This window comes from Pseudomonas sp. B329 (assembly GCF_023127835.1).
Taxonomy (GTDB): domain Bacteria; phylum Pseudomonadota; class Gammaproteobacteria; order Pseudomonadales; family Pseudomonadaceae; genus Aquipseudomonas; species Aquipseudomonas synxantha_A.
Genome location: NZ_SPKP01000015.1, coordinates 236,421 through 247,203, shown reverse-complemented (window position 1 = coordinate 247,203; position 10,783 = coordinate 236,421). Strand labels below are relative to the sequence as shown.

Sequence of the window (10,783 nt, the reverse complement as noted above, 5' to 3'; positions counted from 1 at the left end):
CCGCTTTAAGGCGACAACGCGGCGGGGAAACTAATTGAGAACGCCCCCTAGGTCAATGCACCACTGAATTGGGCGGCAGGTGCCCCAGTCGCTCGGTCAGGCGCAGGCGCTGGATTGGGTCTTCGCTGAGCATCAATGCGTGTTCCAGGTCAAAGCGCTCGGCGCTCGGGCAATCCAGTCGCTGGTACAGGCTGGCGCGGGCAAGGTAGTCGGCGGCGCTGGCATTGCCCAGTTCCAGTACGCGCTCGGCGTCCACCAGGGCGGCCAGGGGATCGTCGTTGGCGAGGTGCAGTTGGCGCAGGTTGCGCGACAGCCGCTGCAGGATCGCCCTTGGCTCGGCGGTGTGCAGGTGGTCGGCGTGCAAGTTGAGTTTTGGCCCGTATTGGCGGTGCAGCAGTTCGCGACAGTCGTTGGGGTACAGGCGTCGACCGCCGCACGGGTCCAGCAGGTGGTCGGCACCGGGTACCCGTAGCAGGAAGTGGCCGGGGAAATTTACCCCGACCATGGGGATATCCAGGCGCCGTGCCATTTCCAGTGCGATCAGGCCCATGGCCAAGGGTTGCCCGCGTTTTCGCAGCAGCACTTTGTCCAGCAGCGCGGCGGCGGGGCGCAACGGGGTGTGATCATCCTGGGCAAACCCCAGGTCATTCAGGCGCCGCAGCAGCGGCTGGCCGAGTTCATCGGCCGGCAACAGGGGCATGCCCAGGCTGACCTGCTGTTGCAGTACGCGCAGCTCTTGCAGGATCAGCAACGGCTGTACGCTGGCATCGTGCTCGGCAGCCATCCACAGCGCGGCTTCAAACAGCGCAGGGGGTGAACGGTCCAGGCAGGCGAAAAAGGCTGTGCGGGGATTCATCGCGTTCTCCGGCGGATGCCCCGTTTTAGCCTTGCCAGGAATTTTCGTCCAGTATCTTGAAAAATATCCTGCGTGCTTATGTCCTGGATCTTACGAAACAGCGCGGCTTATTCCAGTGCAATCCAGCAGTTTTCTGCCGCGAGCCTATACTTTGCCCACAACCAAAAGTGATTCGGGAGCTCATTGATGTTTGCGCTCATGCACAGCACCCGCCTTGAATCGCTGCACCTGAGCGTCGACCCGGTGACCGGGCTGAAAGCGATCATCGCCATCCACAACAGTCGCCTGGGGCCTGCCTTGGGCGGCTGTCGCTACCTGGCTTACCCCAACGATGACAGTGCCGTGGCCGATGCCGCGCGCCTGGCCCAAGGCATGAGCTACAAGGCTGCATTGGCCGGGCTGGCGGTGGGCGGCGGCACGGCGGTCATCATCCGCCCTGTGCACGTGGAGAGCCGCGCCGCGCTATTCGAGGCGTTTGGCCGCTGTATCGAAAAACTCGACGGCCGTTTCATTACCTCGATCGACAGCGGCACCTCGGTCGCCGACATGGATTGCATCGCCCAGAACACCCGCTTTGTCACCAGCACCACCGCCGCTGGCGACCCCGCGCCCCATGCCGCCATGGGCGTGTTCGCCGGTATCCGCACCACCGCCATGGCGCGCCTGGGCAGCGACAACCTTGAGGGCCTGCGCGTAGCGGTGCAGGGCCTGGGCAACGTTGGTTATGCCCTGGCCGAGCAACTGCACGCCGCGGGTGCAGAACTGCTGGTCAGCGACATCGACCACGGCAAGGTGCAACTGGCCATGGAGCAACTGGGCGCCCACCCGATTGCCAACGATGCTTTGCTCAGCACCCCCTGCGACATCCTCGCGCCCTGCGGCGTCGGCGCCGTATTCAACCGCAACAGCGTCGGCCAACTGCGCTGCGCCGCCGTGGCAGGTGCCGCCAGCGCACAATTGACCAACCTGGACATCGCCGACCAGTTGGAAGGCCGCGGCATCCTCTATGCCCCGGACTACGTGATCAACTCCGGCGGCCTGATCTACGTCGCCCTCAAACACGCCGGCACCGATCTGCCCGGCATCACCGCGCACCTATCGAACATTGGCACGCGCCTGACCGAAATCTTCGCCCACGCCCAAGCCGAAAAGCGCTCCCCCGCACGGGTCGCCGATGAGCTGGCCGAACGCTTGCTGTACAAATAGGCCGGGCATTAAAAAGGCCCTGAATCCATGATTCAGGGCCTGTTCAATTCGGGCTTTACTCTGCCGCCGGGTTCAACAACTCGGACAGCGCGTCCGGTTGGCTCTTGAACGCCTTGGCAAATACATCGCGGTTCTTCGCCATGTAGATCCCGGCTTCTTCCACCTGCTGCTCGCTCAACGACGGCACGGCTTTTTGCAACACCTCTGCCAGCAACTCAGCGAGTTCAAGCATCTTGTCATGACGGTCAGCTTCGGCTTTATCCATGAACAAACGCTCCAGATCTCGGCTGCTGCGGTATACCACTTCGACGGCCATTCACCACCTCACATGCCTTCACGATAGTTGTCTTTTGCGACTACTGTATTTATATACAGCGAAAAGGATAAGCCAAACGTTGGGGTTTGGATAGTAGGTTTTTAATGTAGTTGGGAAATGGGGGCGCTGCGCACCCCAGCGGGAGCAAGGATTGATTAAGTGCCTAATGTCAGCCCGCCACCATCTCACTATCCTGTCTATGGCCTTGTTTCTGCATACAGAACAACCGTCACGTCCAACCCGCATTATCCGGTCGAACCGACCTAAGGAAGCATCATCGTGAAAATCAACTGGGCCGAAAGGCTGCGCCAGCAAGTCCATGGGCTGGCCGAGTCCCTGGGCAATCTGTTTGTCGAGTCGTTTCACTACCTGGCGTTGTTTGCCATTGGTGCGGTGACCGCCTGGGCAGCGGTGATGGAGTTTTTGGGGATGCTGGAAAATGGGCACATCAAGATCGATGACATCTTGCTGCTGTTCATCTACCTGGAACTGGGCGCGATGGTCGGGATTTACTTCAAGACCAACCACATGCCGGTACGCTTCCTGATCTATGTGGCAATCACCGCGCTCACGCGTTTGCTGATCTCCAACGTGTCGCACCACAACCCGCCGGATGTAGGCATCATCTACCTGTGCGGCGGAATTCTGTTGTTGGCGTTCGCGATCCTGGTGGTGCGCTATGCGTCGTCGGCGTTCCCTTCGGTGAAGGTCGAGAGCCCGCGCCGCAAGGGCGAAGCGAGCCTTGAGACCGAGAAGGGCGAGCTTTAAAGCCCCACGCTGAAGGGCAGGGTACGGGCGGGCGGTCGCTGCAGGAGTTTGTGGCTGTCGCCGTCCGTCATCAGCTCCAGGATTTCCACGGCGCTATGACCCTGTTCGATGGCGATGCCGAACTGGATGCTTTGCACCAGGCGCTTGAGGCGCTGCGGGTCGTTGCGCTGTTCGGCGCTGATCATGCGCTTGGCCACCACGCCGGTCTCGTCCGAGAGGGTGAGCATGATGCTGCCGTCCAACCGTTGGATGCTCAGATTGACGCGGTATTGGGGGGTGAAGGTGTCGGTGATGATCTGAAAAGGATTGTCCATGGTGCGTTACCGCCTGATAAGAACATGCAGTCATTGACGGCCGGTGTCAGGATTAGTTCGCATTGCCTGACCATCGGCCAAATTCCGTTTTCCTCAATAGCTCTACAGCAAGGGCCGTGCCGTACAGGCGCTGGAAGCTCAATGTGGGAGGGGGCTTGCCCCCGATAGCAGTCTTTGAGCCGAGTATTTATTGGCTGATACACCGCTATCGGGGGCAAGCCCCCTCCCACATTTGATCTGCGTTGTGCTTGAGGTCGGTGAGCTATTTCAGGGCATCACGGAAAAAACGATCGCAGACAGCGCAATCAGCCCGATGACCACCACAAACACATTCGATACCTGTCCCGAATACTGGCGCAGCGATGGCACGAGGAGAATCGCGTACATCGGCATCAGGAACAGCAGACACGCGATAATCGGTCCGCCCATGGTTTCGATCATGCCCAGAATGCTTGGGTTGAAGGTGGCCACGGCCCAGCAGGTCAGCACCATGAACAGCGCGGTGGAGCGTTCCAGCCATTTCGCCGACATCGAGCGGTTGCGCCCGCGCAGGGATTTGACGATCAAGCCCTGGAAGCCTTCGCTGGCGCCGATGTAGTGGCCCAGGAACGATTTGGTAATCGCCACCAGCGCGATCAGCGGCGCGGCGTAGGCGATCACTGGGGTCTGGAAGTGGTTGGCCAGGTACGACAGGATCGAGATGTTCTGCGCCTTGGCGGCGGCCAGGTCAGCAGGTGACAGCGCCAGTACGCAACTGAAGCAGAAGAACATCACCGTCAATACCATCATGGCGTGGGCGGTGGCGAGGATGCCGCTGCTTTTGCGCTCGGCCTGGGCGCCGTAGACGCGCTTCTGGTCCACGGCGAAAGCGGAGATGATCGGTGAGTGGTTGAACGAGAACACCATCACCGGGATCGCCAGCCACAGCGTCTTGAAGAACAGCGGCAGCGGCATGCCTTCGCTGGCGGAGGCGAAGAACGCGCCATTCCAGTTGGGGATCAGGCTGACAGCCAGCAGCAACAGCGCAGCAACGAAAGGGTACACCAGCACACTCATGGCCTTGACGATCACACCCTGGCCACAACGCACGATGGCCATCAGGCCGAGGATCAGCACCAGGGACAAGATCGCACGGGGCGGTGGGGTCATGTGCAGTTGGTGCTCCATGAAACTGCCCAATGTGTTGGTCAGTGCCACGCTGTACACCAGCAGGATCGGGAAGATCGCAAAGAAGTAGAGTAGGGTGATCAGCTTGCCGGCGCCGACACCAAAGTGTTCCTCGACCACTTCGGTGATGTCGCCGGATTTGCCCGACAACACAAAGCGCGTCAGCCCACGGTGGGCGAAGAAAGTCATCGGAAAAGCCAGCAGCGCCAGCACGATCAGCGGCCAGAACCCGCCGACGCCTGCGTTGATCGGCAGGAACAGGGTACCGGCGCCGATGGCGGTGCCGTAGAGGCCGAGCATCCAGGTGGTGTCGTGTTTGGTCCAGCCGGTGGTAACGGTGTTGTCCAGAGCGGGATTTTCGGCAGCAGGTGTACGTACATCAGTCATCGGTATTGCCTCGTTATTATTTTTGCGCGGGCTCACGTTGGGGCGGGTAGTAGTGCTCCGATCAGCACTCCACCCAGCTGACCGCCAGGCCGCCCCGTGAAGTTTCTTTGTATTTGTCATGCATATCGGCGCCGGTATCGCGCATGGTGCGGATTACCCGGTCGAGGGAAATGAAGTGCTTGCCGTCACCGCGCAGGGCCATTTGCGTGGCGTTGATCGCCTTGACCGCGGCAATGGCATTACGCTCGATGCACGGCACCTGCACCAGGCCGCCGACCGGGTCGCAGGTCAGGCCGAGGTTATGTTCCAGGCCGATTTCGGCGGCGTTTTCCAGTTGCTCGGGGGTGGCGCCGAGAATATCGGCCAGGCCGGCAGCGGCCATGGCGCAGGCCGAGCCCACTTCGCCCTGGCAGCCGACTTCGGCGCCGGAGATCGAGGCGTTTTTCTTGCAGAGGATGCCGACGGCGGCGGCGGCCAGGAAGAAATTGACCACATCATCGTCAGACGCGTCGGCGTTGAATTTCATGTAGTAATGCAGCACCGCCGGGATGATGCCGGCCGCGCCATTGGTCGGGGCAGTGACCATGCGCCCGCCGGCGGCGTTTTCTTCATTGACGGCGAGGGCGAACAGGTTGACCCATTCCATCGCCGACAAGGTTGAAGTGATCACATTGGGTTTGCCGATTTCCAGCAGGCTGCGGTGCAGTTTCGCCGCCCTGCGCGGTACGTCCAGCCCGCCGGGCAAGATGCCTTCATCGCGCAGGCCCTGTTCCACGCATTCGCGCATCACCGACCAGATGTGCAGCAGGCCACTACGGATCTCTTCGTCGCTGCGCCACGCACGTTCGTTGGCCATCATCAGTTCGGAAACCCGCAAGCCATGCTTGTTGCACAACGCCAGCAGTTCCACGGCACTGGAAAAGTCGTACGGCAATTGCACGTCGCTGGTCGGCGCAATGCCCGAGGCGGCTTCCGCGGCTTCGATGATGAAACCACCGCCTACCGAGTAATAGGTCTGCTCGCTCAGCAGGCCGCTGTCGCCATAGGCGTGCAGGGACATGGCGTTGGGGTGGTAAGGCAGGCTTTCATCCAGCAGCAGCAGGTCGGTGTGCCAGTTGAAAGCGATTGCCTGGGAGCCGGCCAATAGCAATTGACCCGACTCGCGCAGTTGCTGGATACGCGCATTGATCGAGGTGGGGTCGACGCGGTCCGGCCATTCGCCCATCAAGCCCATCACACAGGCGCGATCAGTGGCATGGCCTACGCCGGTGGCGGACAGCGAGCCGTACAGGCGCACTTCAACGCGGCGGGTTTGGCTGAGCAAATGCTGATCGGTCAGGGCCTGGGCGAACGTCGCGGCAGCGCGCATCGGGCCGACGGTATGGGAGCTGGAGGGGCCAATGCCCACCTTGAATAGATCGAAAACACTGATAGCCATGCTAAAGCCTTACAAGCAATGGAGTAGAAATCGCTGCCATGTTTTGTAGAGCAGGCGGAATTGGCGCGATACTGAGCCTCTGGATCGGCACTGACCAACGAATTATCCTAAGACACCCTTTAGCAGGACTAAACGCTATGACCCGCCCCCTTCACGGCCAGACCTATGTGTGGCTGCATGTGTTTTCTTGCGCTGCACGGCATCTGTCGTTCACCCGCTGCGCCGAAGAACTGCACATCACACCGGGGGCGGTGAGCCAGCAGATTCGCCAGTTGGAGGAGCGCCTGGGCTTTCGTCTGTTTCATCGGCGCGCCCGTGGCGTTGAACTCAGCGCCGAGGGGCAGCGCCTGGCGGCGGTGGTCGGCGAGGCTTATGGCAGCATTGATGCGGAATTGCAGCGCTTGGATGCCGGGATGATCAGCGGCACCCTGCGCCTGCGCTCGATCCCCTCGTTTCTCGGCAAATGGCTGACCCCGCGCCTGCCACGTTTGCAGCAGCGCTTTCCCGATATCCAACTGCGCATGGTCGCCGAAGACAGCAGCATCGCCCTGCATGAAGGCGACTTCGACCTGGCCATCGACCTCAACGATGGCAGCTACCCCGGCTTGTTATCCACAGCCCTGCTGGACGAGCAGATATTCCCGGTGTGCGCCCCCAGCCTTCTACGTGGACGGCCGCCGTTGCATGGCCCGGCCGATCTGGCGCATTTTCCGCTGCTGCACGACATCACTGCCTGGCGTGGGAGTTATGAATATGCCGAGTGGGAGTTCTACCTGAATGCCATCGGCCACCACGGTGCCGACGTGCGGCGCGGGCATACCTTCAACCGCAACCACCTGACCATCGAAGCCGCCATTGCCGGCATGGGGGTAGCGATTGCGCGGCGCACGTTGCTCAATGATGAACTGGAACGCGGCACCTTGATTGTGCCGTTTGGCCTGGCCGTGCCCAACCATAAGCGCTATGTGCTGCTGTATGCGCCAGGTGCATTGAGCCACCCCGGCGTGCGCGCGGTGCACGACTGGCTGGTGGAGGAAGCAGGGATTTTTCGCGGTTTGCACCCGTTGGGAGAGGGGCAATTGTGAGGAAAACAGAACGTAAGAAGTTGTAACTAACTCCCCACCCTACCAGCGTTTTTGCCCGTCGTCAGGGTTAATTTGTAATGTAGGATTTATCTTTGCAAAGGGGTTGAATTGTTTTAGCAGGTGCTCAATTGTGTAATCAGGAGGTCATGGTTTCACCACCCTGGTGTTGCAGTTTGTGACCTCTGGCGAGCTAGCTGAAATAAGGGAAGAACTATGCAAATCCAAGTCAATAGCGATAACCATATTGAAAGCAGCATCCGACTGGAGGAGTGGGTACGTACTACCATTGAGAGCACGCTCGAACGTTACGAAGAAGACCTGACCCGCGTTGAGGTTTACCTGCGGGATGAGAACGGCGACAAGCCCGGTCCCCACGATTTAAGTTGCCGCCTGGAAGCACGGCCAAAGGGCCACCAACCAGTTTCCGTGTGCCATAAAGCCGATACGCTGGAGCAAGCGATCGATGGCGCCGCCACTAAGCTGGATCATGCGTTGGAGCACCTGTTCGGCAAACTGCAAGGCAAGCCTCGCGCTGCCGGGAAAAACCAGCCGATCAACAAAGTGAATGAAGACGCGCTGGAAGAGGAATTCCTGGAAAACGAAAACGCTGTCATTAACAGCTAACTGTTTTTTCATTCCCCACTGAAAACGGGCCTGCATATGCAGGCCCGTTTTCGTTCAACGCCGTCGCTGGAAGAAATACCGGCTCAGAGCGGCCAGTCCGCAAGCGCCCAAGCCCGCAAACAGCATGGCCCAACCAGCGCCGCTACGCAGGGCCGTCTGTGCCTCCAGGCTTGTGAGTCCAGGCGCGTTCAGCTTGCCCGCCGCAATATGCTGGCTGAGGGTTGCCCAATCCGCCGCCGTGCTGGTCGGCAATACATTGGCCAGGTGATGGCTGATTCCGAGCAACAGCACCAGCCCCATCAATGCGATGTTGAGCGCCAGGGTGATCAGCCGTGCGCTGAAGTCGATGCCCGAGGCCATGCCTGCGCGGTCAGTCGAGACGGCGCCGGTGGTGGTATTGGTGGTCGGCGAATTGGTCAGTGCCAGCCCAATGCCGGCGATCGCGCAACTGAGCAGCACCAGTGCTGTGCTGGGCTGTTCGGCATAATTAACGGCGGCCATGCCCAAAAAACCTGCGCCCATCGTCCCCAGGCCCAGGGGGATGATGCGTTCGGCGCCAAAGCGCAGGGCCAGGCGTTCGGCCAATGGCGGTACCAACAAAGTGGGCAAGGTATACGCGAGCAGTGCGGCGCCGGTGGTCAGCGTGTCGTAACCCAGGCCCGCCTGGAAATACAGTGGCAAGTAGATCATGAACGGCCAGAAGCTGAAGTTCATGCCGATTGAGCCCATCAAGGCGCCGTTGAAACGTTGGATGCGGAACACCGAGAAGTCGAACATCGGATGGGCGCTGCGCCGTTCGATCAAGATAAACAGCAGCAGTCCGAAGACCGACAGGCCGGCCCAGCCGAGCATCGCCGGGGTGCCGAAGCCGTTCTCGCTGCCCTGGGTGATGAAGTAGACCAGCGCAAACACCGCCAGCGTCATGGTCAACATGCCGGCAATGTCGAGGCGATGGCTGGCCGGGTCACGGGATTCCTGCACGCTGATGTGCAGCAGCGCCAAGGTAAACAGGGTCAGTGGTACATGCACCAGGAACACCCAGCGCCAGTCCGCGACGGCCAGTATCACTGCCCCGATCATCGGCCCGAAACCCAGGCCCACGCCAGCAATTACGCCCCATATCGCGAACGCTCGCGCCCGCGCCGCCGGTTCGCGGAACTGGTGGGACAAGATGGCAAACTGGCAAATCATCATCGCGCCGGCGCCAATGCCCTGGATGAACCGCGCCACGATCAGTGTCGGCGCCTCGTTGGCCAGGCCACACGCCAGCGAGGCCAGGGCGAACACCCACAGACACAGCACCAGCACGCGCCGCCTACCAAAACGATCCGCCAGCGTGCCTGCCGCCATCAGCACGCTGGTGCAGGCCAGGGTGTAGGCATTCATGATCCATTGGGCGTCTTGAAAGCCGGTGCCCAATTCCTGTTCCAGCGTCGGCAGGATCACCGGCACGCTGGAGATTTCCAGGCCGAACATGAGGGCCACCAGGCAAACGGCGGTGAGGGCCAGGGCATTTCTGGCGGTGCTCGGCGGGTTGAGGGCCGATGCAGCTGCGGCGGACGGCATGACGAGTTCCTTTCAAATAGGGGAGGGCTCTATTCTCTCGGGAACCAGATTCGTTATTCGTGATAAGTTTTCCATTGATATGGGAATCAAAGGCGACAATTGACGCATGGCTACCCCGCGTTTTGATGGCGTTGAGCTGTTTTTGCAAATCGTCGAGAGCGGCAACCTGACCGACGCCGCCGAGCGCCTGAACCTTACACGCTCGGCCGTCGGTAAAGGCTTGGCGCGTCTGGAAGCGCGGCTGGGCACGTGCCTGTTGCAGCGCTCCACGCGCCGCCAGCGGTTGACCGAGGACGGGCAGGCGTACTACGAACATTGCCTGCGCGCATTGGCCGAACTGGAAGCGGCCGAATCGGTGCTCGAAAGTGGTCGGCAACAACCACGGGGACGGCTGAGGGTCAGTGTGCCGCTGGCGTTCGGGCACCACTATGCGGCACCGGCCTTGTGGGGCTTGATGGAGAGTTACCCTGAACTTGAAATCGAGATTTGCTTCTCCGACCGCATGATCGATTTGGCGCAAGAAGGCTTCGACATGGCCGTACGCATCGGCCCGTTGCCGGACACCGACCGCCTGAGTGCCCGTCGCCTGGGCCAGCAGGCCATGGGGCTGGCAGCCTCGCCGGCGTATCTGCAGCGCAAGGGCGCCATTGAACGTATCGAAGACCTGGCCGCTCATCGCGGCATTGCGTATCGCAGCAACACCACGCATCGCTCGCGTCTGGCTTCGCCCCTGATAGTGGACGACCTCCAGGCGCTGGCCGATGCCGCCATCGCGGGCGTGGGCCTGGCCTGGTTGCCGAGTTGGTTGATTGCTCACTATGCGCTGCGGGGGCAATTGGAAGCGGTGCTGCCCAGCTATCGCGAACAGCCTGCGCCGATCCATGTGGTCTGGCCGACGGCGGTGCATATGCCGGCCAAGACGCGGTGTGCCATCGATGCGTTGGTGGCGGCCACGCCCAGTTGCCTGGCGGGCAGTTGAAGTCGGTTAGGTCCAATGTGGGAGGGGGCTTGCTCCCGATGGCGGTGTATCAGTGGCAAATGTACCGACTGACACAC

The 10,783-nt window shown here is 60.9% G+C and carries 11 protein-coding genes; 5 read left to right on the top strand and 6 right to left on the bottom strand.

The features are described from left to right. Window positions 1–52 precede the first annotated feature (52 nt). Window positions 53–856: a tetratricopeptide repeat protein gene (locus E4P00_RS10700; protein WP_032877640.1), complete on the bottom strand. Its 804-nt coding sequence runs from the start codon at window positions 854–856 to the stop codon at window positions 53–55. Between the two features lie 186 nt (window positions 857–1,042). Here E4P00_RS10700 and E4P00_RS10695 point away from each other — a divergent pair, with 186 nt between their 5' ends. Beyond that, the gene (locus E4P00_RS10695; RefSeq protein ID WP_248128073.1) at window positions 1,043–2,062 is read left to right on the top strand and encodes a Glu/Leu/Phe/Val dehydrogenase dimerization domain-containing protein; all 1,020 of its coding nucleotides are present in this window, start codon (window positions 1,043–1,045) and stop codon (window positions 2,060–2,062) included. 55 nt (window positions 2,063–2,117) lie between these two features. Here the strand turns inward: E4P00_RS10695 and E4P00_RS10690 are convergent, their stop codons facing one another. Continuing rightward, the gene (locus E4P00_RS10690; protein WP_003188807.1) at window positions 2,118–2,378 is read right to left on the bottom strand and encodes a YebG family protein; all 261 of its coding nucleotides are present in this window, start codon (window positions 2,376–2,378) and stop codon (window positions 2,118–2,120) included. A 279-nt stretch (window positions 2,379–2,657) separates the two neighbouring features. On the opposite strand from E4P00_RS10690, the gene E4P00_RS10685 reads away from it, so the two are divergent. Further along, a complete protein-coding gene (locus tag E4P00_RS10685; protein WP_003188808.1) occupies window positions 2,658–3,146 on the top strand; it encodes a phosphate-starvation-inducible PsiE family protein in 489 nt (162 codons plus the stop codon). Here E4P00_RS10685 and E4P00_RS10680 read toward each other — a convergent pair. From E4P00_RS10680 to E4P00_RS10670, 3 genes are all read right to left on the bottom strand, one after another. Continuing rightward, a complete protein-coding gene (locus E4P00_RS10680; protein WP_032877639.1) occupies window positions 3,143–3,460 on the bottom strand; it encodes a DUF3509 domain-containing protein in 318 nt (105 codons plus the stop codon). The genes E4P00_RS10685 and E4P00_RS10680 overlap by 4 nt on opposite strands. Window positions 3,461–3,727: 267 nt before the next feature. Beyond that, window positions 3,728–5,014 carry a serine/threonine transporter gene (locus E4P00_RS10675; protein ID WP_248131384.1) on the bottom strand — a complete coding sequence of 429 codons (1,287 nt, stop codon included), beginning with the start codon at window positions 5,012–5,014 and terminating at the stop codon, window positions 3,728–3,730. A 61-nt stretch (window positions 5,015–5,075) separates the two neighbouring features. Then, window positions 5,076–6,452, bottom strand: a complete 1,377-nt coding sequence (locus E4P00_RS10670) for an L-serine ammonia-lyase (RefSeq protein ID WP_032877637.1) — start codon at window positions 6,450–6,452, stop codon at window positions 5,076–5,078. A gap of 137 nt (window positions 6,453–6,589) precedes the next feature. Between E4P00_RS10670 and E4P00_RS10665 the strand changes: the two genes are divergently transcribed. Both E4P00_RS10665 and E4P00_RS10660 read left to right on the top strand, forming a co-directional pair. After that, window positions 6,590–7,537, top strand: a complete 948-nt coding sequence (locus E4P00_RS10665; protein ID WP_005785109.1) for a LysR substrate-binding domain-containing protein — start codon at window positions 6,590–6,592, stop codon at window positions 7,535–7,537. 213 nt (window positions 7,538–7,750) lie between these two features. After that, window positions 7,751–8,161 (top strand): HPF/RaiA family ribosome-associated protein, encoded by a 411-nt coding sequence (locus tag E4P00_RS10660; RefSeq protein WP_005785111.1) that lies wholly within the window; start codon window positions 7,751–7,753, stop codon window positions 8,159–8,161. A 54-nt stretch (window positions 8,162–8,215) separates the two neighbouring features. Here the strand turns inward: E4P00_RS10660 and E4P00_RS10655 are convergent, their stop codons facing one another. Next, window positions 8,216–9,727 carry an MFS transporter gene (locus E4P00_RS10655; protein WP_078820354.1) on the bottom strand — a complete coding sequence of 504 codons (1,512 nt, stop codon included), beginning with the start codon at window positions 9,725–9,727 and terminating at the stop codon, window positions 8,216–8,218. A 106-nt stretch (window positions 9,728–9,833) separates the two neighbouring features. Between E4P00_RS10655 and E4P00_RS10650 the strand changes: the two genes are divergently transcribed. Further along, entirely contained in the window at window positions 9,834–10,706 is an 873-nt protein-coding gene (locus tag E4P00_RS10650) for a LysR family transcriptional regulator (protein WP_032877634.1), read from the top strand. The last annotated feature ends 77 nt before the right edge of the window (window positions 10,707–10,783 follow it).